This is a genomic window from Planotetraspora thailandica (assembly GCF_016863335.1).
GTDB lineage: Bacteria > Actinomycetota > Actinomycetes > Streptosporangiales > Streptosporangiaceae > Planotetraspora > Planotetraspora thailandica.
This window is the reverse complement of sequence record NZ_BOOR01000069.1, coordinates 21,857-41,984: the sequence shown is the minus strand read 5'-3', so window position 1 is coordinate 41,984 and position 20,128 is coordinate 21,857. Positions and strand designations below refer to the sequence as shown.

At 71.7% G+C, this 20,128-nt stretch carries 18 protein-coding genes; 14 read left to right on the top strand and 4 right to left on the bottom strand.

From position 1 onward, the window contains the following. Nucleotides 1-454: 454 nt before the first annotated feature. Complete coding sequence (locus Pth03_RS35020) at nucleotides 455-1,369, top strand: D-alanyl-D-alanine carboxypeptidase family protein (protein WP_203948768.1); 915 nt, start codon at nucleotides 455-457, stop codon at nucleotides 1,367-1,369. A gap of 13 nt (nucleotides 1,370-1,382) precedes the next feature. Here the strand turns inward: Pth03_RS35020 and hsaA are convergent, their stop codons facing one another. Next, nucleotides 1,383-2,561 (bottom strand): 3-hydroxy-9,10-secoandrosta-1,3,5(10)-triene-9,17-dione monooxygenase oxygenase subunit, encoded by a 1,179-nt coding sequence (gene hsaA / locus Pth03_RS35015; protein WP_203948767.1) that lies wholly within the window; start codon nucleotides 2,559-2,561, stop codon nucleotides 1,383-1,385. 201 nt (nucleotides 2,562-2,762) lie between these two features. Here hsaA and Pth03_RS35010 point away from each other — a divergent pair, with 201 nt between their 5' ends. From Pth03_RS35010 to Pth03_RS35000, 3 genes are all read left to right on the top strand, one after another. Next, entirely contained in the window at nucleotides 2,763-3,335 is a 573-nt protein-coding gene (locus Pth03_RS35010; RefSeq protein ID WP_203948766.1) for a flavin reductase family protein, read from the top strand. Nucleotides 3,336-3,969: 634 nt separating this feature from the next. Further along, nucleotides 3,970-4,755: a hypothetical protein gene (locus Pth03_RS35005; protein WP_203948765.1), complete on the top strand. Its 786-nt coding sequence runs from the start codon at nucleotides 3,970-3,972 to the stop codon at nucleotides 4,753-4,755. Then, nucleotides 4,752-6,272 carry an NADH-quinone oxidoreductase subunit NuoF family protein gene (locus Pth03_RS35000; protein WP_203948764.1) on the top strand — a complete coding sequence of 507 codons (1,521 nt, stop codon included), beginning with the start codon at nucleotides 4,752-4,754 and terminating at the stop codon, nucleotides 6,270-6,272. Before Pth03_RS35005 ends, Pth03_RS35000 begins: the two co-directional genes overlap by 4 nt. A gap of 9 nt (nucleotides 6,273-6,281) precedes the next feature. Here the strand turns inward: Pth03_RS35000 and Pth03_RS34995 are convergent, their stop codons facing one another. Next, entirely contained in the window at nucleotides 6,282-6,995 is a 714-nt protein-coding gene (locus Pth03_RS34995; RefSeq protein ID WP_308442406.1) for a CDP-alcohol phosphatidyltransferase family protein, read from the bottom strand. A gap of 115 nt (nucleotides 6,996-7,110) precedes the next feature. Here Pth03_RS34995 and Pth03_RS34990 point away from each other — a divergent pair, with 115 nt between their 5' ends. From Pth03_RS34990 to Pth03_RS34965, 6 genes are read left to right on the top strand one after another with little or no spacing between them, the layout of a single operon-like run. Further along, nucleotides 7,111-8,094 carry a zinc-dependent alcohol dehydrogenase gene (locus Pth03_RS34990; RefSeq protein ID WP_203948762.1) on the top strand — a complete coding sequence of 328 codons (984 nt, stop codon included), beginning with the start codon at nucleotides 7,111-7,113 and terminating at the stop codon, nucleotides 8,092-8,094. An 11-nt stretch (nucleotides 8,095-8,105) separates the two neighbouring features. After that, nucleotides 8,106-8,504 carry a 6-pyruvoyl trahydropterin synthase family protein gene (locus Pth03_RS34985; RefSeq protein ID WP_203948761.1) on the top strand — a complete coding sequence of 133 codons (399 nt, stop codon included), beginning with the start codon at nucleotides 8,106-8,108 and terminating at the stop codon, nucleotides 8,502-8,504. Then, entirely contained in the window at nucleotides 8,501-9,646 is a 1,146-nt protein-coding gene (locus tag Pth03_RS34980; protein ID WP_239119598.1) for a glycosyltransferase family 4 protein, read from the top strand. The genes Pth03_RS34985 and Pth03_RS34980 overlap by 4 nt, the downstream gene beginning before the upstream one ends. Further along, a complete protein-coding gene (locus tag Pth03_RS34975) occupies nucleotides 9,643-10,518 on the top strand; it encodes a small ribosomal subunit Rsm22 family protein (protein ID WP_203948760.1) in 876 nt (291 codons plus the stop codon). The genes Pth03_RS34980 and Pth03_RS34975 overlap by 4 nt, the downstream gene beginning before the upstream one ends. Then, nucleotides 10,515-11,498: a lysylphosphatidylglycerol synthase transmembrane domain-containing protein gene (locus tag Pth03_RS34970; protein WP_239119597.1), complete on the top strand. Its 984-nt coding sequence runs from the start codon at nucleotides 10,515-10,517 to the stop codon at nucleotides 11,496-11,498. The genes Pth03_RS34975 and Pth03_RS34970 overlap by 4 nt, the downstream gene beginning before the upstream one ends. Beyond that, on the top strand, nucleotides 11,495-12,184 hold the full coding sequence (locus Pth03_RS34965) for a RibD family protein (protein WP_203948759.1): 690 nt from the start codon (nucleotides 11,495-11,497) through the stop codon (nucleotides 12,182-12,184). The genes Pth03_RS34970 and Pth03_RS34965 overlap by 4 nt, the downstream gene beginning before the upstream one ends. A 15-nt stretch (nucleotides 12,185-12,199) precedes the next feature. On the opposite strand, the gene Pth03_RS34960 is transcribed toward Pth03_RS34965, so the two are convergent. Next, nucleotides 12,200-13,726: an FAD-dependent monooxygenase gene (locus Pth03_RS34960; protein WP_203948758.1), complete on the bottom strand. Its 1,527-nt coding sequence runs from the start codon at nucleotides 13,724-13,726 to the stop codon at nucleotides 12,200-12,202. Nucleotides 13,727-13,856: 130 nt separating this feature from the next. Between Pth03_RS34960 and Pth03_RS34955 the strand changes: the two genes are divergently transcribed. Both Pth03_RS34955 and Pth03_RS34950 read left to right on the top strand, forming a co-directional pair. Beyond that, nucleotides 13,857-14,393, top strand: coding sequence for an NUDIX hydrolase family protein (locus Pth03_RS34955; protein WP_275413271.1), 537 nt, complete (start codon nucleotides 13,857-13,859; stop codon nucleotides 14,391-14,393). A gap of 80 nt (nucleotides 14,394-14,473) precedes the next feature. Then, a complete protein-coding gene (locus Pth03_RS34950) occupies nucleotides 14,474-16,057 on the top strand; it encodes a choice-of-anchor I family protein (protein ID WP_203948757.1) in 1,584 nt (527 codons plus the stop codon). 24 nt (nucleotides 16,058-16,081) lie between these two features. Here the strand turns inward: Pth03_RS34950 and Pth03_RS34945 are convergent, their stop codons facing one another. Then, nucleotides 16,082-18,373, bottom strand: coding sequence for an FdhF/YdeP family oxidoreductase (locus tag Pth03_RS34945; RefSeq protein WP_203948756.1), 2,292 nt, complete (start codon nucleotides 18,371-18,373; stop codon nucleotides 16,082-16,084). 226 nt (nucleotides 18,374-18,599) lie between these two features. Here Pth03_RS34945 and Pth03_RS34940 point away from each other — a divergent pair, with 226 nt between their 5' ends. Both Pth03_RS34940 and Pth03_RS42260 read left to right on the top strand, forming a co-directional pair. Further along, nucleotides 18,600-19,907 carry an L-lactate MFS transporter gene (locus Pth03_RS34940; RefSeq protein WP_444544182.1) on the top strand — a complete coding sequence of 436 codons (1,308 nt, stop codon included), beginning with the start codon at nucleotides 18,600-18,602 and terminating at the stop codon, nucleotides 19,905-19,907. Beyond that, nucleotides 19,904-20,038 carry an MFS transporter small subunit gene (locus Pth03_RS42260; RefSeq protein WP_275413270.1) on the top strand — a complete coding sequence of 45 codons (135 nt, stop codon included), beginning with the start codon at nucleotides 19,904-19,906 and terminating at the stop codon, nucleotides 20,036-20,038. Before Pth03_RS34940 ends, Pth03_RS42260 begins: the two co-directional genes overlap by 4 nt. Nucleotides 20,039-20,128: the final 90 nt, after the last annotated feature.

The following is a 20,128-nucleotide window of genomic DNA, read 5'->3' as shown; positions in this document are numbered from 1 at the left end:
TTACAGCGTCCCGCAGGTCATCTTCATCCCCCGGGCAGTCGGGGCACTGACTGCATCTGCAACGAGCCGGCGGCCTGCTCACTGGACCAAAGGCATGTCGGCATCGTCGGCAGAAGAAGCAGAACTCCCAACGATCAGCGTCGCCCGCCGGTCGGGAGCCTCCTGGGCTCATGTGGCCGCCCCTTCCATCCCACCGCCTCCGGGACACCTCGATGATCCGTGCCGGTCACCCTGCGCGCAAGCGACGTCACGCGATCCACTGCTCAACCCAGGTCACAATTCACACAGGCGACGTCCCCGGTCATACAAGGCAATGGTCCGACCATGGGCGAGAAATCGCTCGGCGCGCAGAGTGCACTGCGTTCACAGTGGCCACAAGGCCATCATCCAAACGCCACGTTTTTACCTTAAAAGGGTTGATAACTGGCATAAACGTCATGCAAGCCTAAAAGGCATGCATAACAGGACATCAATCCCCGCCGTATGCGTTGCCGTGTTCACCCTGGTCACCGGGCTGAGCGCACCGGCGCTGGCGCGATCAACCCAGGCCCCGGCCTCGGCGTCCCGCGTCGCGGACAGCGACGCACCCCCCGTGTACGGCCGGGCCACCTATCTCCTCGACGCCTCGACGGGGACGGTCCGGCTCGACGACGGCGCGCACAAGCGCATGCCGGTCGCCAGCCTCACGAAGGTGATGACCGCCTACCTCACCTTGAAGCTGGCGAAGCCCACCGACACCATCACGATCACCAGCGGCGACGTGAACTACGCCAACGACAACGGCGGCACCAGCGCCGACCTGGACCCGGGCGACAAGGTCATGATCAAGGATGCGCTCTACGGCCTGCTGCTGCCGTCCGGCGCGGACGTCGCCCATGCGCTGGCCCGCACCTACGGCCCGGGCGTCGACGGCTTCGTCGCCAAGATGAACGACGCCGCCAAGCAGCTCGGGCTCAACGACACCCACTACGTCAACCCCGACGGGCTGCCGATGCCCGGTGGCGACGGCTACTCCACCGCCGCGGACCAGGCCAAGCTGGCCGCGGTGGCCCTGAGCGACAAGACCTTCGAGAAGGTCACCTCCACCGAGCAGTACTCCATCGACGCGACCGCCACCCATGGCGCCCACACCTGGACGAACACCAACGAGATGCTCGATCTGCCGGGCGCGCTCGGCGTGAAGACCGGCTTCACGCAGGCGGCGGGCTACTGCCTCGCCTTCGCGGCCGACCGGGACGGGCACCGGCTCATCGGCGTCATCCTCGGAGAGGACGTCTCCAGCCGCCGCTTCGACACCGCCGCCGCCCTGCTGAACTGGGCGGCGGACAATCCCGTCTCGCCGGAGACGGAACCGTCGGCCGCCGCCTGACCGGCCGGATCCGTCAGACCAGGTTGTCCTCGACGGTCATGCCGAACTCGCCCTTGCCGTACATCGCCAGAGCCCGTTCCACGTCGTTGGCCACGTGCACGCTCCCCGCGTGGGCGTCCCGCCAGGCGCGCTCGATGGGGTTGCCGCTCCTGAGCGAGTTGCCCCCGGCCGTCTTGAAAAGGATGTCGATCGCCTCCAGCGCCCGCTCGGTCGCCCTGACCTGATCCCTGCGGGCGCGCAGACGCAGCTCCATCGGGATGGACTCGCCCCGGACGGCGTGCTCGTAGAGCTCACGCACGTTGCGGTCGGTCTGCAGGATCGCCGCGTCGATCTCGGAGGCGGCCCGCGCCACCGCGACCTGGGCGAACTGGTCGTCGGCGAACCTGCCGCCGCCCAGGCTGAGCCGTACGCGGTCGCGCATCGCGGACACGTACGACCGGTAGCACCCGGCCGCCATGCCGATCACCGGGGCGGTGATCGCGGTCGTGAACACGGTGCCGAACGGCATGCGGTAGAGCGGCCCGCCGTTCACCTCCTGACCGGCGCCCCGCAGCCGCGCCTGGTCCTCGGCCCGCATCGTGCGGTGCGCGGGCACGAAGGCGCGCTCGACGACGACGTCGTTGCTCGCGGTGCCGCGCAGCCCGATGACGTCCCAGACGTCCTCGACCGCGTAGTCGGCCTTGGGGACGAGCACGGTCACGGCACCCACCGGCCGCGCCTGCTCCCCCGCTCCCTGCGGCACGACCAGGGCGCCGACCAGCACCCAGGACGCGTGCTGGCACCCGGAGGAGAACCGCCACCGGCCGGTCAGCTCATAGCCGCCCTCGACGGGCGTCAGCCGCCCGACGGGGGCGTACGACGAGGCGACGAGAGCGTCGTGGTCGGCCTGCCAGACCTCGTCCTGGGCCGCCTCGCCGAAGAGCCCGACATGCCACGCGTGCATGCCGAGCACGCTCGCCACCCATCCGGTGGAACCACAGACGCCGGAGATCTCCCTGACGACCTCGAAGAACGCCACGGGGTCGCTCTCGGCGCCGCCGTACCGCTTGGGCTGCAACATGCGGAAGACCCCGGCCTCGGCGAGCTCGGCGATCGTCTCGTCGGGAACGCGCCGATCCGCGTCCGTGGAGGGGGCCCGCTCGGCGATCACGGGCAGCAGCGTGCGGACCGCTTCCAGGACGTCGTTCGTCATCGCGTGGAACTCCGTGTCACTTATCCGGATATATGGGTCCATGATGGTGTGTCCCGCCTATGCGCGCATGGGAGGGCCCCGTTGGAAGTATCCGACGACCACCGAGCGCAGAGAATTTCCCAGGGAACAGACCAGAATGCGGCGTCGTTGCGACTGACGCCCGCGAATCGCAGCTGAGACGGCTAACTCGAGGTGAATCGCATGACAGAGCCGGCGCTGTCGGCGGCGTCCGCCGACGTGGCTCCGCCCGCCCCGGCGGAGTTCCGCCGGGCGATGGGGATGTTCGCGAGTGGCGTCACGGTGATCACCGGCATGGACGACGAGGAGCCGGTGGGCTTCGCGTGCCAGTCCTTCGCGTCCGTCTCCCTCGTGCCACCGCTGATCATGTTCTGCGCCGACCACAACGGCCGCGCCTGGCCGAAGATCCGGAAGACGGGGCGCTTCTGCGTGAACGTGCTGGGCGAGGACCAGGTCGACATCTGCGGCCGGTTCGGCTCCAGCAGGGGCAGGAAGTTCGACGACCTCGACTGGGATCTGTCCCCGTGGGGTATTCCGGCGCTGCCCGACGTACTGCTGCGCGTCCACGCCGAGGTGGAGAACGTGCACGTCGCCGGGGATCACGACGTGGTGATCGGGCGAGTCGTCCAACTGGAGCACGTCATCGAGCAGCGCCCGATGCTCTTCTTCCGTGGCCGGTTCGGCGTCGACGGCCACGAGCCCCCGGGGCAGCCTCCGCTGGCCAACCTCTGGGGCTGGGGCGACCACTGGGGGTGAGCGGTCCGTCCATGGTGACCTCTCCCGCAGCCAGGCCGGCATCACCCCGTCACCGCTGAGCCGAGCGCCTCACGCTGGACGCTGCTATGCGTGAAGAACCACTAAATCTCAGCCGTTGGCGTAATCTGTCATGACCAAATCTCCCTTATCGACATAAGTGGGATCTCTGACAGTGGGCGGTCAACGGCGCAGGTCGCCGCAGGCCGTCCCGGCACAGATTCGGAGGCGGCCAGACACGGTGACGCGGCTCTTGGCGCGCAAGGCCCTCCTGTTCGGGACGCCCAGCCTGCTGATCCGGCGTGGCGAGGTGCGCCGATGCCGACGTTGACGCCTGCATCGCCACGTGCTCGCGGTTCGATGCTGCCGGCCGCCCGTCGCATCATGCGGATCGGCGGACTCACCGCCGTGCTGGTCGGCCTGGCGCTGTGCGCCGTCCTTCAGCAGGAGATCAGAGGCCTCATCGGGCAGGACGGCCCGCGACCCGACGTGCGTCTGCTGCGGGTGGACCGCGATCCGCCCTCCCCGGCCGCTCCCTCTCCCGGGGCAACACCGTCTTCCTTGGCAACACCGTCGTCCGCGGCATCTCGCACCTCAACGCATCGGCACTGAGGACCCCATGGAGTCACATCACGACTTGGCCCGCCGAGCGTCCCGCCGGGGCACGCGGATCCTGCGGGCTTTTCTGCTCTGCGCCGCCCTGGCGGCGGTCCTGGCCGGCGGGTCGACCGAACGCGGTGCCCTCGCCGTGGACCGCCTGCGGGCCTTTCTCGAGTTCTATTCAGGCGTCTTCGCCCTCGTCGGGCTGAGCGCGGCGGTAGTGGCGGGCCTGGCGGCCTCCGAGCGCTTCCTGCCGATCCGGCTGCGCATCCTGGCCCAAGCAGCGCATCGGGCCGCCGCCGCCATGTCGATGAGCTTCCTGGCCTCTCACGTGCTGCTCAAGGTCCTGCAGGGGCACGCATCGGTGCTGGACGTCGCCGTGCCGTTCGAAGGCGGGCAGTCCCGCGCCCTCTGGATCGGCCTCGGCACGATCGCAAGCGACATGATGATCATCGTTTTCGCCACCGGCGTGGCCCGCGGCAGGTTCATCGGCAAGGGTCGCCCCTGGACCTGGCGTGTTCTCCACATCGCCGCCTACCTGTGCTGGCCGGTGGCCGTCGCACACGGGCTGAACGCGGGCCGGGCGGCCAAGGACTGGGTGACGATGAGCTATGTGGCCTGCTTGACGCTGGTCGCCGTCCTGGCCGTGGCCAGGTTCCTGTCCTGGGCGCACATGCGCGCGACGACCGGCCGGCGAGGGACGCGCACGCCGAGCCGCACGGCCCCTGACCCGCTGATTCCGGAGACGTCCGGCGTGCCGGATGAACAGTTCTGGGCCGAACTGAAGGCGGAGGCGGCATCGTGGACGGGAAGTAGCAAATGAGCAGTGCACCCGAGATCCTCACCCTCGGCGCCCCCCGGCTCTTCCAGGGCCTCACCCGCCTGCAGCGGCTCGACCTCTCCGCGCACCGTACGCATCACCGCACGCCGCCCCGGCTCTCCCTGCGCGAACTGGCCGCACTGGCCGAAGAGGTCGACCTTCGCGGGCGGGGAGGGGCGGCCTTCCCCTTCGCCCGCAAGCTGACGGCGGTCGCCCAGGCCGCCGAACGCCGTGGAGTACGGCCCGTCGTGCTCGTCAACGCCACCGAGGGTGAGCCGGCCAGCGCCAAGGACAAGGCGCTGCTCGCGCGGACACCCCACCTCGTGCTGGACGGCGCCGTGCTCGCCGCACGGGCGCTGGGCGCACGCGAGATCGTCGTGGGCGTCACCGACGGCGGCGTACCCGAACGCTCGCTGCGCAGCGCCGTCCAGGAGTCGGGTACTGCCGGCTCCATGAGGGTCGTCCACCTGCCCGAGCGGTTCATCACCGGAGAGGGCGGCGCGCTGGTCCGCGGAGTGAACGGTGAGACTCCCATACCGCCGGGCCGCAAGGTCCGGGCGGCGGAGAGCGGCGTCGACGGGCTGCCCACGCTGTTGTCGAACGCGGAGACCTTCGCCCAGCTGGCCGTGCTGGCCGAACTCGGCCCCGAGGGCTACCGGACGGCAGGGACGCAGGCCGAGCCCGGCACCGTTCTGCTGACGGTGACCGTCCCGGGCCGTGGGCGTGTGGTGGTGGAGACGCCTGCCGGTGTCCCGCTCGCCGAGGTGCTGCGCCGGTGCGGAGTCACCGCGGGCCAGGGCGTGATGGTCGGCGGCTACCACGGCGCGTGGCTCACCCCGGCCAAGGCCGCCGCGGCCGTGGTGTCGCGGGAATCGATGTCGGAGGCCGGCGCTGCGCTCGGCGCGGGGATCATCGTGCCTTTGGAGGGGGGCACGTGTCCCCTCGGGGAGGTCGCCAGGGTCGCGGCCTACCTCGGCGCGGAATCGGCGGGCCAGTGCGGGCCCTGCCGGCTCGGGTTGCCCGCGATCGCCCGGTCCTTCTCCGCGTTGGCCGCGGGAAACGGCGGCACCGAGGCGATGGTGGCGGTCGAGCAGGCGAGCGCGGTCGTCCGCGGGCGAGGGGCCTGTCACCATCCGGACGGCGCGACCAGGTTTCTGTTGTCCGCGCTCGACACATTCTCCGACGACGTCGCGGCGCACCTCGCCCAGGGCGGTTGCGGCCGGCCCGTGCGCGGGCTCCTTCCCGTGCCGGGTGAGGTGCCGGGTGAGGAGGTGAGCGAAGCGAAGTCGGGGCTGCGCCTCACCGTCGACTGGTCCCGGTGTGCGGGTCACGGCCTTTGCGGCCACATCGTCCCCGAACTCGTGCAATTGGACGTCTTCGGTTACCCGATGCTCAGCGACGCCCCGGTGCCGGCCCGGCACCTACGGGACGCCGTGCACGCCGCCGACATGTGCCCCGCCCTGGCCCTCGGGCTCAGCAGGGCACCCGCCCCGTCGGGCCGCGGCCGCACCACCGTCTGACGCGGTGATTCACAGCACAGGCGTCCTGTTCCGCCACAACCACACGACGTCGCGGCCGAAGGACCACACGAGCGAGGCGAGGGCCAGCCCTACCGCCGCCGCCGCGATCGCGTACGGCAGGACGCCCGAGGCGGCCACGACGAGGACGATCCCCTGGACGGCGGCCACGGTCTTGCGGGCGAAGCTCGGCGGCAGCGATCCTCGCAACCAGGGCGCCACCCACCCGGCCGCCACGAAGGCGTAGCGCATGGCGCCGATCGCCGTCACCCACACCCCCAGCGATGCGGCGACGAAGACGCTCAGCACCAGGATGAGGAACGCGTCGACCTCCATGTCGAAGCGCGCGCCGAGCCGCGACGCCGTCCCGGTCCGCCTGGCCACCCGGCCGTCGACGGCGTCCAGGATGAGGGCGACCGTGGAGAGGGTGACGAGAATCACCAGCGGCAGGCCCTTCGCCGGGTGATCCGTCATCACCAGCACCGCCACCAGGGCCGTCACGCCCCCGACGAGCAGAGCCCGGGCCAGGGTCACGTGATCGGCCGGACCCAGGGTGCGGGTGCCGGAACGCCGCGCGGCGGCGGCCAGAAGCGCCCACAGGGCCGCCATGTAGGCGACGCCGGCCGCCAGGGCGGCCGTGCTCAGGCCGACGAGGGCGTGTAAGAGGCCGAGCAGGGCGAGTTGCACGCCCGCTCCCGCCGCCTGCTCCCAGTGGATTGAACCCAAGGGGAACGGCGCACGTGTTGTTGGAGTAGTTCGTGCAGTCGGTGCCGTCATTCGGAGCCCCCGTACCCGTCTGTGCTCATATGAGTTATGTATCCCGCCGATAGGAGGTCTTCCGGTGATACGTACGGCACGTGCCTTCTGGTTCACCTCCCCGGGCGAGGGAGAGATCCGGACCGTCGCCCTGCCGGAACCCGGCCCGGACGACGTGGAGGTCCGCACGCTCTTCTCGGGCGTCAGCAGGGGCACCGAGACCCTGGTGTTCCGGGGCGGTGTGCCGGAAAGCCAGCACGAGGCGATGCGGGCGCCCTTCCAGGAGGGCGACTTCCCCTCACCGGTCAAGTACGGCTACCTGAACGTGGGCGTGGTTGAGCAGGGCCCGCCGGAGCTGCTGGGCCGTACCGTCTTCTGCCTCTACCCCCACCAGACCCGCTACGTCGTCGCGGCCGAGGCGGTGGTGCCGGTGCCTGACGACGTGCCCCCGGGGCGGGCCGTCCTCGCCGGCACGGTGGAGACCGCGGTGAACGCCCTGTGGGACGCGGCGCCGCTGGTCGGCGACCGGATCGCCGTCGTGGGCGGCGGGATGGTCGGCTGCGCCGTCGCCGCGCTGCTGGCCGGTTTCCCCGGCGTCCGCGTTCAGCTCGTCGACGCCGACCCCGCACGGGCAGAGATCGCCAAGGCGCTGGGTGTCGGCTTCGCCCCGCCCGAGCACGCCGACGGTGGATGCGACCTCGTGGTGCACGCCAGCGCCACCGAGGCCGGGCTCGCCCGCTCGCTGGAGCTGCTCGCGCCCGAGGGCGAGGTGATCGAGCTCAGCTGGTACGGCGACCGCCGGGTCAGCCTGCCGCTGGGCGAGTTCTTCCACTCCCGGCGTCTCACCGTACGCGCCAGCCAGGTCGGGATGGTGTCGCCGGCCAGGCGCTCACGCCGGTCCTTCCGCGACCGGCTGGAGCTGGCGCTGCGCCTGCTCGCCGATCCCGTCTACGACGCGCTCGTCACCGGGGAGAACACGTTCGAGGAGTTGCCCGCGGTGATGTCCCGCCTCGCCGGCGGCGACCTCCCCGCCCTCTGCCACCGGATCGTCTACCCAGCCCACATCTGAAAGGTCACACCGTGTTCAGCATCACCGTTCGCGATCACATCATGGTCGCCCACAGCTTCCGCGGCGAGGTCTTCGGTCCCGCCCAGCGGTTGCACGGCGCCACGTTCGTGGTGGACGCGACGTTCCGCCGCACCGAGCTCGACGCCGACAACATCGTCGTAGACATCGGCCTGGCGACCCAGGAGCTCGGCGCGGTCCTGGCGGACCTCAACTACCGCAACCTCGACGACGAGCCGGCCTTCGCCGGGATCAACACCTCGACCGAATATCTGGCCAAGGTCGTCGCCGACCGCCTCGCCGACCGTGTGCACGCGGGGGCGCTCGGCGAGGGGGCCCGCGGGCTGAGCGCGATCGCGGTCACCCTGCACGAGTCGCACGCCGCGTGGGCGGCCTACGAGCGGGACCTGTGACCCGTCCGCTGCGGACCGTCCACGCCGTCCTTCCGGGCGACGTGGACGACCCGGAACTGGTCAGCGGCGGCAACGTCTACGACCGCCGCCTGTGCCAGGCGCTGGAGGCGCACGGCGTGGCCGTTCGCGAGATCGCCGCCGAGGGCTCCTGGCCGCGTCCGGACGATCAGGCCCGCGCGGCGCTGGCCCGGGCGCTCGGCGCGGTGCCGGACGGCTCGGTCGTGCTGCTCGACGGTCTGGTCGCGTGCGGCGTGCCCGAGGTCGTCGTGCCCCACGCGGACCGGTTGCGCCTGGCCGTGCTGGTGCACATGCCGCTGGCCGACGAGATCGGGGCGTCCCAGGGGGCTTCGGAGGACCTGTCCTCGGCGGAGTTGGACGCCCGCGAGCGTGAGACGCTGCGGGCGGCCTCCGCCGTCGTGGCGACCGGCGCCTCCACGGCCCGGCGGCTGATCTCCCATCACGGGCTGCCCGCCGGCCGGGTCCATGTGGTCTCGCCCGGCACCGACGCCGCCCCACTCGCCCCCGGCACAGACGGCGCGTCCCGGTTGCTGGCGGTGGGCTCCGTGACCCCCACCAAGGGGCACGACCTGCTCGTCGAGGCTCTGGCGGACCTGGCGGACCTGCCCGGGCCCGCCTGGACCTGCACGATCGTGGGGCCGCTGACCCGGGATCCCGGCCATGTCGCCCGGCTGCGGCGGCTGATCGAGCGGCACGGGCTCGGCGAGCGGATCCTGCTGGCCGGCCCGCAAACCGGCGGCGAGCTCGCCGCCGTGTACGGCACGGCCGACCTCATGGTGCTGCCGTCACGTTCGGAGACGTACGGCATGGTCGTGGCCGAGGCGCTGGCCCGGGGGGTTCCGGTGCTGGCGGCGGCGGTGGGCGGCGTGCCGGACACCCTCGGTGAAGATTCGCACGGGTATGTACCGGGAATCCTGGTGCCTCCGGACAGCGCGTCGATCGCCACAGGTCTGCGCCGCTGGTTCGGCGAGCCCGGGCTGCGCGACAGGCTCAGGACGTCGGCCCGGCACCGCCGCGACCGGCTGGAAACGTGGCACGAGACGGCCCGGCGAATGGTCCTGGTGCTGGAGAAGCTCGTGCTGGAGAAGCTCGTGCCGGACGAACTCAGAGGAGAGCGAAGATGAGCGAGGGCCCGGTCCGCGTCACTCCCGGCTGGCTGGCGCTGCGCGAAGGCGCGGACGCCGAGGCCCGCGCGACCGGCCTTCTCGGCCCGCTGCGCGACCACCTGGCGAAGGTGTCGCCGGGCGAGGAGCGGCTGGTCGTCCAGGATCTCGGCTGCGGCACAGGCGCACAGGCCCGCTGGCTGGCGGGGCGGCTGCGCGGCCCGCAGCACTGGATCCTGCGTGACCGCGACCCCGACCTGCTGGTGCTCGCCGGTGCGAGCGTGCTGGGCCCGGCGTCCGGCGGGGGGCCCGTCACCGTCGAGACGCGGCAGGGAGATCTCACCGCTCTGCGCGCCGCCGACTTCGCCGGCACCTCGCTGGTGACCGCGTCGGCGCTGCTCGACTTGCTGACCTTCGACGAGGTGGACGAGCTCGCCGCGGCGTGCGTCGAGGCCGGCTGCGCCGCCCTTCTGGCGCTCTCGGTGACGGGCAGGGCCGACCTTCACCCGGCCGACCCGCTCGACGCCGAGATCGCCGAGGCCTTCAACGCCCATCAGCGGCGTACGACCGGCGACCGCCGCCTGCTCGGTCCGGACGCCGTCGCCGCCGCCACCACGGCCTTCGAGCACCGGGGTGCGACGGTGGACAGCCGGCCGAGCCTGTGGCGGCTCGGGCCCGGGGATGCGGCGCTGACCGAGGAGTGGCTGGAGGGCTGGGTGGGCGCCGCCCGCGAGCAGCGGCCCGACCTCGCCCCCCAGGCGGACGCCTACCTGCGCCACCGCCTCGACGCCTGCGCGGCCGGTGAGCTCAGCGTGGTGCTCCACCACGCCGACCTGCTCGCGCTGCCCGCAGAGGTGTCCGCGGAGGTGCCCGCGGAGGTGCCCGGCTCGTGACGGCGGCCCGGCGGTTGTGGCCATGGCTGCGCATGCTCGGCGGCGCGGCCATCCTGGGCGTCCTGGTGTGGCGGCTCGGCACCGGCGCCTTCCTCGACGGCCTGCGCGTGGTCGACGGCCGGTCGGCGCTCGCCGCCTTGGTGATCGGCCTGCTGACCACCGTGGTCAGCGCCTGGCGCTGGTGCGTGGTGGCCCGCCGTCTGGGTCTCCGGTTGTCGCTGCCGGGGGCCGTCGCCGACTGCTACCGGGCGTTGTTCCTCAACGTGACACTGCCCGCCGGCGTGCTCGGCGACGTGCACCGCGCCGTCAGCCACGGCCGGCGGTCGGGCAACGTCGGCCGGGGGGTGCGCGCCGTCGTCCTCGAACGGTTCGCGGGCCAGGTGGTCCTGGTCGCCGTCGGGGCGGCTGTGCTGCTGTCGCAGCCCACGCTGGTCGAGGCCATGGCCCGTCACCTGGTGCCCGGCAGCGCGGGCGGTGCCGTGGCGGCCGTGCTCGTCGTGTGCGTGCTCGTCGTGTGCGGGCTCGTCGGGCTCGGGCTGGCCGTCTGGGCTCTCATGAGAAGGGGACCGGCCACGTGGCGCCGCACCCTGTCCGCGAGCCTGTCGACCGCCTGGTCCGAGGGGCGTGTCGCCCTGCTCTCCCGCGACACCTGGCCGCGGGTCGCGCTGCTGTCGGCCGCCGCGGTCGCGGGGCACCTCGCGTTGTTCCTCGTCGCGGCGCGCGCCGCCGGGTCGCAGGCGACGGTCGCGGAACTGCTGCCGCCGCTGGTACTCACCCTGCTCGTGATGGGCCTGCCGGTGAACATCGGCGGTTGGGGGCCGCGCGAGGCCGCCTCCACGCTGGCGTTCGGCGCCACCGGCCTGGGCGCCGCGCAGGGGCTGACCGCCGCCGTCGTGTACGGCGTGCTGACACTGGTGTCCACCCTGCCCGGGGCGGTGGTGCTGTTCGTGCACGGGCGCAGGAGGGCGATCACTCCATGACATCGCGCCCGTATGTGCTGCTCAGCTGCGCCGTGTCCGTCGACGGCTACATCGACGACGCGTCGCCGGAGCGACTGCTGCTGTCCAACGCCGCCGATTTCGACAGGGTGGACGAGGTCAGGGCGTGCACCGACGCCATCCTGATCGGCGCGACCACCGTGCGCAGGGACAATCCGCGCCTCGTGGTCGACTCCGCCGAGCGGCGGGAGCGCCGGGTGGCTCTCGGATTGCCCGCCTACCCGCTCAAGGTGACGATCACCGCGAGCGGCGACCTGGACCGCGGCCTCAACTTCTGGCACCACGGCGGCGCGAAGGTGGTCTACAGCCCCGACGCGGCGGTGCTCAAGATCCGCCGAACCCTGGACGGCCTGGCCGACGTCGTGGGCACCGGGCCCGCCGTCGACCTCGGCGTGGTGCTCGACGACCTGGGAGCGCGGGGCGTGCGGCACCTCATGGTCGAGGGAGGCGGCACGATCCACACCCAGTTCCTCACCCAGGGGCTGGCCGATGAGATCCACCTGGCCATCGCGCCGATCCTGGTCGGCGACCCGGATGCGCCCCGGTTCCTCAACGAGGGGTGTTTCCCCGGCGGGGCGGCCCGCCGGATGCGCGTCGCCGAGGTGCGGCCCATCGGCGACGTGGTGCTGATCCGCTACCTGCCCAAGGAGGATGTCTGCGGCTCGTGAGCCCTCGTGCCGCGGTCAGCGGGCGACCGGCGTGAGCGGGGGCCCGCACCAGTCGGCCAGTGCCGTACGAAGCGGTGGTCCGGCGGGCGAGCCCGACAGCGCTCCCGCGTCGGACGCCCAGGCGATGTAGCCGTCGGGGCGGACCAGCACGAGCGTGCGCGTGACCCCACCCGCGGTGACGACGCCCACGCGGTCGCCCCACCCGGCGACGGTCTCCGCGACCTTCTCCGCGAGCGCCGGGGAATCCGGAGGCACGACGACGAGGCACCGCCTGCCCCGCAGCGCCTGGTAGAGCGTGCCGGGCCCCGGGCCCGCCAGCGGGATGTCGGGCGCCCGCCGCCCGGCGAGCGGGTGGGCGCCGCGCGGCGCCGGATAGGCGAGGCCGATGCCGGACAGGGCCATCGCCATGCGCCGCCCGAGCGGGCGCACGCGCGTCGCGATCCGGAGGATCTCCCGCCAGGCGGCCCGCAACGTCCGGGGGCGTGCCATCGCGGCGCGCAGGAGCCTGCCACTGGTACGCAGGGCGGCCCTGCCCGCCTCGTGGCGCTCGCCGTCGTAGGTGTCCAGCAGCCGTTCCGGCGCTCCGGCCCGGATCACGGCGGCCAGTTTCCAGCCGAGGTTGGCCGCGTCCTGCAGGCCCGTGTTCATGCCGAGCCCTCCCGCCGGGGAGTGCACGTGGGCGGCGTCGCCCGCGAGGAAGACCCGGCCCCGGCGGTAGCCCGGCACCTGGCGTTCGTCGCAGGAGAAGCGTGACAACCAGCGGGGGTCGTGCATGCCGAAGTCGGTGCCGAGCACGCGCCGGGTGATCTCCCTGATCTCCTCCAGGCCCACGGGCGCGGTGTGGGGCGCCGTGCTCCGCCTGTCCCACACGATCACGCGGTACCACCCGTCGCCGAAGGGCAGCACGAAGGCGAGGCCGTCCCTGACGACGTCGGCGGTCAGCGTGTCGGGCGGCGGGTCGCTCATCCGCACGTCGCCCAGCATGAGCGAGTGCACCACCGAACGGCCGGGGAAGGGCAGCCCGAGCGCCCTCCGCACGGCGCTGTGCGCCCCGTCGGCGCCCACGACGTAGCGGGCCCGCCACCGGCGCTCGCGGCCGTCGCGGGTGCGCGCCCGCAGATCCACGCCCTCGTCGTCCTGCCGCAGCCCCACCAGTTCGGCCCCCGGCACGATCCGCGCGCCGAACGCCTGCGCGCGTTCCATGAGCAGCCGTTCGGTCCTGAACTGCGGGACGGCCAGCATGTACGGGAAGCGGCCGGGCAGCCGGGACAGGTCGAGCAGGCCACGCCCGAAGACCCGCAGCCTGTCGACAGGCATGCCGACGGAGACGAGGTCGTCGGCCAGGCCGCGCGCGTCCAGTTCCTCCAGCGTGCGCGCGTGCACGCCGGCGGCTCTGCTGAGGTTCGACTCGCCCTGGCGGCGCTCCAGAACCGTGCACGAGACGCCGGCGGCCGCGAGATCGCCCGCGAGGAGCAGCCCGGTGGGACCCGCTCCCACGACGACGACGTCGGCGGTGTCGGGCGGGCCCTCCTGGGGTCTCACGGCACCTCCATGCCGGACGAAATACCCCAAAGCATGAAAAATCACACGACGGGTGGATGGAGGAAGCGTGTTGGGGATGCGTTGCCCGGACGACCACCCTCCGGGCCCGCCCGCGAAGTACGATCGCTCAGTGACCGAAATGACCGAAACCACGCCCGGCTGGCTCGCTCCCGAAGAACTGGAGCTGAGCCGCGCGCGGATGCCGATCCTCTACGTCGACGCCGTACCGGTACGGGTGGACGACGCCGGGGTGGTCACACACGTCGGCCTGCTGCTGCGCATCGGAGCCGACGGCACGGTGAGCCGTGCCCTGGTCTCCGGCCGCGTCCTCCACCACGAGCGGGTGCGCGACGCGCTCATGCGCCACCTGGAGAAGGACCTCGGGCCGACGGCGCTGCCCCGGGTGCCCGCCTCGCCGCAGCCGTTCACCATCGCCGAGTACTTCCCGACGCAGGGCGTCACGCCCTACCACGACCCCCGGCAGCACGCGGTGTCGCTGGCCTACGTCGTGCCCGTCGCGGGCGACTGCCGCCCCCGGCAGGACGCGCTCGACCTCGTCTGGTTCACCCCGGACGAGGCCGCCTCGCCGATGGTGCAGCAGGAGATGATGGGCGGCCAGGGCGTGCTGCTCAAGCAGGCGCTCGCGCACGTCGGCCTCCTCACCTGAGGCGCACGACGCCCGGCGTGTTAACCGGGACTCCATCTTCACGTCAGTGATCGGCCACCGAACGTCGTGAAGATCGTCATATGCATGCCACGAATCCGCTCAAAATAGCGGCGGTCTCCACCGCTGCCCTCTCCCTGGCCCTCGTGACTGCTCCCGCCCAGGCCACCACAGCCCATGGCGCACACGGCGCACACGGTCACAAGGGAATCGAACTGGCCTTCCTCGGCCGGTTCACGACGGGTGCCGTCGGCACCGGGGCCTCGGAGATCACCTCCTACGACCCCGCGACCCGCCGGGCGTTCGTCGTGAACGCCGAGGCCGGCACGGTCGACGTGCTCGACATCAGGGACCCGCGCAAGCCCCGGCGCGTCACCGCCCTGGCCGCCCCCGGCGCCAACAGCGTCGCCGTGCACAAGGGCCTGGTCGCCGTCGCCCAGCAGGCCGGCGACAAGACCTCCCCCGGGAAGGTGTCGCTCTTCGAGGCCCGCACCGGCAGGAAGCTCAAGGAGTTCCGGGTCGGCGCGCTGCCCGACATGGTGACCTTCAGCGAGAACGGCCGCCGGCTGGTCGTCGCCAACGAGGGCGAGCCTGCGTCCTACTGCGAGGGCGCCGTCGACGACCCCGAGGGGTCGGTCAGCGTCATCGACGTGGCCCGCGGCAGCGTGCGCACCGCCGACTTCCGCGCCTTCAACGGCCAGGCCGCCAAGCTGCGCTCGACCGGCGTGCGGATCTCCGGCCCCGGCGCGAGCGTGGCCCGCGACCTGGAGCCCGAATACGTCACCGTCGAGGGCGACACCGCCTGGGTGACGCTGCAGGAGAACAACGCGATCGCCGTCGTCGACCTCGACCGCGCCAAGGTCGAGCGCATCCTCCCGCTCGGCCTGAAGGACTACGCGAAGGTCGGCATGGACGCCTCCGACAAGGACGGCAAGATCGACATCCGTACGCACCCCGGGGTCAAGGGCCTGTACATGCCCGACGGCGTCGCCCACTTCCGCTCACGCGGCGCGACCTACCTGGTCACCGCCAACGAGGGCGACGGGCGCGACTGGGACTGTTACGCCGACGAGGTGCGGGTCAAGGACCTCACCCTGTCGGCGAAGGCGTTCCCCGGCGCCGCCGCGCTCCAGAAGGACGCCGAGCTCGGCCGCCTCACCGTGGCCGCGGACTCGCCGAAGGACGCCTCCGGCGCGTACACGTCGCTGTACACCTTCGGCGGCCGGTCGATCTCCGTACGGTCGGCCGACGGCCGGCTGGTCTGGGACTCGGGCGCCGACCTGGAGCGGCTGATCGCCCGCGAACTGCCGGCCGACTTCAACGCCGACAACGAGGAGAACGACTCCTTCGACAGCCGTAGCGACAACAAGGGGCCGGAGCCGGAGGGCGTCACCGTCGGCGAGGTGCGGGGACGCACCTACGCGTTCGCCGGGCTTGAGCGGGTCAGCGGCGTCGTCGCCTACGACGTCACCGACCCGCGCAAGCCGGTGCCGGCCGGTTACCTCAACACCCGCGACTTCGCCGGCTCCGTCGAGGACGGCACCGCGGGCGACGTGGGCCCGGAGGGCGTGCTGTTCGTCCCGGCGGGCGACAGCCCCACCCGCCGGCCCCTGCTCATCGTCGGCCACGAGGTGAGCGGAACCACGGCGATCTACGAGATCCGCTGACCGGCGGCTGAGCGATCGTGCGGCTCAGGCGGCCGGAGTGTGCCGCCTGAGCCGTACGACGACGCTCTTGGACGTGGGGGTGTTGGAGGTGTCCGCGGTGGAGTCCAGCGGCACGAGCACGTTGGTCTCCGGGAAGTAGGCGGCGCAGCACCCCCGCGCGGTCGGGTAGGCGATGACGCGGAACGCCTCCGCCCTGCGCTCCCCGTCGGGCCACTCGCTGATCAGGTCGACGAGGTCACCGTCGGCCATGCCGCGTTCGGCCAGGTCGTCGGGGTTGACGAAGACGACCCGGCGCCCGCCGTGCACGCCGCGGTAGCGGTCGTCCAGGCCGTAGACGGTGGTGTTGTACTGGTCGTGGCTGCGCACGGTCTGCAGCAGGAGCCGTCCCGGCGTCACACGCAGGACCTCGAGCTGGTTGGCGGTGAAGTTCGCCTTCCCAGTGGCGGTCGGGAACCGCCGCTCGTCGCGCGGGGCGTTGGGCAGGGCGAATCCGCCGGGAACCCGCACCCGGGCATTGAAGTCGTCGAACCCGGGCACCACCCGCTCGATCCTGTCGCGGATCTCGTCGTAGTCGGCCTCGAACCGCTCCCACGGGATGCCGGCCTGGCCGTCCTGCTCGAAGAGCCTGCGGGCCAGCCGGCAGACGATGGCCACCTCCGAAAGGAGGTCGGGCGAGGCGGGCTCCATCCGCCCGCGCGAGGCGTGCACCAGGCCCATCGAGTCCTCCACCGTCACGAACCGGTCGCCGTCCCGCTCCGTACGGCCCAGCGTGGGAAGGATGAGGGCCTGCTCCCCGCACACGGCGTGGGAGCGGTTGAGTTTGGTCGACACCTGCACCGTGAGCCTCGCCCCGCGCATCGCTGCCTCGGTCACGGCGGTGTCGGGGGTGGCGGCGACGAAGTTGCCGCCCATCGCGATGAACACCTTGGCCTGGCCGTCCCGCAGCGCGCGGATGGATTCGACGGCGTCGTGGCCGTGGCGGCGCGGCGGCTCGAACCCGAACTCCCCGCGCAACGCGTCGAGGAAGGCCGCCGGCGGCTTCTCGTAGATGCCCATCGTGCGGTCGCCCTGGACGTTGGAGTGCCCCCGTACCGGGCAGACCCCGGCGCCGGGCCGGCCGACGTTGCCCCGCAGCAGCAGGAAGTTGACGACCTCGCGGATCGTGGCCACGGAGTTCTTGTGCTGGGTGAGCCCCATGGCCCAGCACACGACGACGGAGTCGGCGGCGAGCACGTCCTGCGCCGCACCCTCGATGGCCTCCCGGGGCAGCCCGGTCGCCTCTTCGGCCTCCGCCCAGTCGAGCTCGCGGACGTTCTTCTCGAACTCGCGGAACCCGTGCGTGTGGGTCTCGACGAACTCGCGGTCGACCACGGTCCCCGGCGCGGCGTCCTCGGCCTCCAGCAGCAACCGGGACATCGCCTGGAAGAGCGCCATGTCGCCGTTGAGCCGGATCTGCAGGAACCGGTCGGCCAGCTTCGTGCCGCGGCCGACGACCCCGCTCGCGCGCTGGGGGTTCCTGAAGCGGATCAGCCCGGCCTCCGGCAACGGGTTGACCGCGACGATGCGGGCGCCGTTGCGCTTGGCCTTCTCCAGCGCGGACAACATGCGCGGGTGGTTGGTGCCGGGGTTCTGCCCGACCACGAAGATCAGGTCGGCCTTGTAGAGGTCGTCGAGCGACACCGTGCCCTTGCCGATGCCGAGCGTCTCGGTGAGCGCGGAACCGCTGGACTCGTGACACATGTTGGAGCAGTCGGGCAGGTTGTTCGTGCCGAACCTGCGCACCATGAGCTGGTAGGCGAACGCGGCCTCGTTCGAGGTCCGCCCCGAGGTGTAGAACAGGGCCTCGTCCGGGCTTTCCAGCCCGCGCAGCTCCCTGGTGATGATCGAGAACGCCTCGTCCCAGCTCACCGGCTGGTAGTGGTCGGAGCCCGCCGGCTTGTACATCGGCTCGGTGAGCCGGCCCTGCTGTCCCAGCCAGTAGTCGGTGCGGCCGGCCAGCTCGGACACGCCGTACTCGTCGAAGAAGGCGCGGGTCACGCGGCGCAGCGTGGCCTCCTCGGCGACCGCCTTCGCGCCGTTCTCGCAGAACTCGGCGTGGCTGCGGTGGTCGCCTTCCGGCCAGGCGCAGCCCGGGCAGTCGAAGCCGTCCTTCTGGTTCACCCGTGCCAGCGTCAGGAACGTGCGCCTGACGCCCATCTGCGCGTAGGACGTCGTCAGGGAGTGCGCGACGCCGGGGACCCCCGCGGCCGACTCCTTCGGAGGTCCGACTTTGAGTCCCTCGTCACCGGGATCCTGACGCGGAGCCTTCTTCGCCACCCGAGACCTCACTTCCGGCCGTTCCGCATTAAAAGTACGCCCGATATGGTGTGAGCGATCACACAGTGCCGGGTTGACTGCGAAAAGTCAGCATAGACAAGTCATATTGACTGCGACATACTGCCTGTTCATGCCCGAAGATGGCAAAACGCCGATAGTTGCTCATTCCAGCGGGTTTCTCAGCCGTTCACGTACGGTGGCGCCCGCCACATGGAGCCGGTGGCTCGTGCCTCCGGCCGCCCTCGCCGTACACCTGTCCATCGGGCAGGCCTACGCATGGAGCGTCTTCAAGCCTCCGCTCGAGAAGGCGCTCGACCTGTCCGGCACGGCAAGCGCCCTGCCCTTCCAGCTCGGCATCGTCATGCTCGGCCTGTCGGCCGCGTTCGGCGGGCCGCTGGTCGAGCGCAACGGGCCGCGCTGGGCGATGTTCATCTCGATGGTCTGCTTCTCCTCCGGCTTCCTGATCTCCGCCCTGGGCGTGGCCACCCGGCAGTACTGGCTGGTCGTGCTCGGCTACGGGTTCGTCGGCGGCATCGGCCTCGGCATCGGCTACATCTCCCCGGTCTCCACGCTGATGAAGTGGTTCCCCGACCGTCCCGGCATGGCGACCGGCATCGCCATCATGGGCTTCGGCGGCGGCGCGCTCATCGCCTCGCCGTGGTCCACCCAGATGCTGAGCTCCTTCGGCGCCGGCACGGGCGGCATCGCGGAGACCTTCCTCGTGCACGGACTGGTCTACGCGCTCTTCATGTCGCTCGGCGTGTTCCTGGTGCGCGTCCCGCGCGACGGCTGGCTGCCCGAGGGCTGGAACCCCGCCGCGGCCGCGACGCGGGCCCTGGTGACCACGGCGAACGTCTCGGCGCGCAACGCCATCCGCACCCCGCAGTTCTGGTGCCTGTGGGTGGTCCTGTGCTTCAACGTCACCGCGGGCATCGGCATCCTGGAGAAGGCCGCCCCGATGATCCAGGACTTCTTCGCCCACACGGCCACGCCCGTCAGCGCCGGAGCGGCCGCGGGCTTCGTCGCGCTGCTGTCGCTGGCGAACATGACCGGGCGCATCGTGTGGTCGTCGACCTCCGACCTCATCGGCCGGAAGAACATGTACCGGGTCTACCTCGGCGCAGGCGCCCTGCTGTACCTCGTCATCGCGCTGGCCGGCGACTCCCACAACTTCGTGTTCATCCTCTGCGCCATCGGCATCCTGTCGTTCTACGGCGGAGGGTTCGCCACCGTCCCCGCCTACCTCAAGGACCTGTTCGGCACCTACCAGGTGGGCGCCATCCACGGCCGCCTGCTCACCGCCTGGTCGATCGCGGGCGTGCTCGGCCCGCTCATCGTCAACGCCATCGCCGACTCCCAGGAGGCCGCGGGCAAGACGGGCCCCGCCCTCTACACCACGTCCCTCTACATCATGATCGGGCTGCTGGTGATCGGCTTCGTGGCCAACGAGCTGATCCGTCCCGTCAGCGACAAGTACCACGAACCCGTGCTCACATCGGCGGAGCCGCTGGCGACGCCGCAGGGAGGCTCATGATGGCCCACCAGTCGACGCGGGCGTCCCGCCACACTCCCCTGCTGATCCTCGCCTGGCTGTGGGTGGGCCTGCCGTTCGCCTACGGCGTCTACGAGCTGATCCTGAAACTGACCCAGCTCTTCTCCGGCTGACCTCTTCTCCGGCCGACCCCGGAAGCGACACCGGCCGTTCATGCCGCCGGATGCCTCCCGTCGCTTGACCGATCTACGTTCCGGCTGATG

What these genes read in the sequence shown, in the direction of transcription:
- Pth03_RS34950 (WP_203948757.1), top strand. Translation starts at nt 14,474, where the DNA reads ATGCATGCCACGAATCCGCTCAAAATAGCGGCGGTCTCCACCGCTGCC.
- Pth03_RS35010 (WP_203948766.1), top strand. Translation starts at nt 2,763, where the DNA reads ATGACAGAGCCGGCGCTGTCGGCGGCGTCCGCCGACGTGGCTCCGCCC.
- hsaA (WP_203948767.1), bottom strand. Translation starts at nt 2,561, where the DNA reads ATGACGAACGACGTCCTGGAAGCGGTCCGCACGCTGCTGCCCGTGATC.
- Pth03_RS42260 (WP_275413270.1), top strand. Translation starts at nt 19,904, where the DNA reads ATGATGGCCCACCAGTCGACGCGGGCGTCCCGCCACACTCCCCTGCTG.
- Pth03_RS34965 (WP_203948759.1), top strand. Translation starts at nt 11,495, where the DNA reads ATGACATCGCGCCCGTATGTGCTGCTCAGCTGCGCCGTGTCCGTCGAC.
- Pth03_RS35000 (WP_203948764.1), top strand. Translation starts at nt 4,752, where the DNA reads ATGAGCAGTGCACCCGAGATCCTCACCCTCGGCGCCCCCCGGCTCTTC.
- Pth03_RS34975 (WP_203948760.1), top strand. Translation starts at nt 9,643, where the DNA reads ATGAGCGAGGGCCCGGTCCGCGTCACTCCCGGCTGGCTGGCGCTGCGC.
- Pth03_RS35020 (WP_203948768.1), top strand. Translation starts at nt 455, where the DNA reads ATGCATAACAGGACATCAATCCCCGCCGTATGCGTTGCCGTGTTCACC.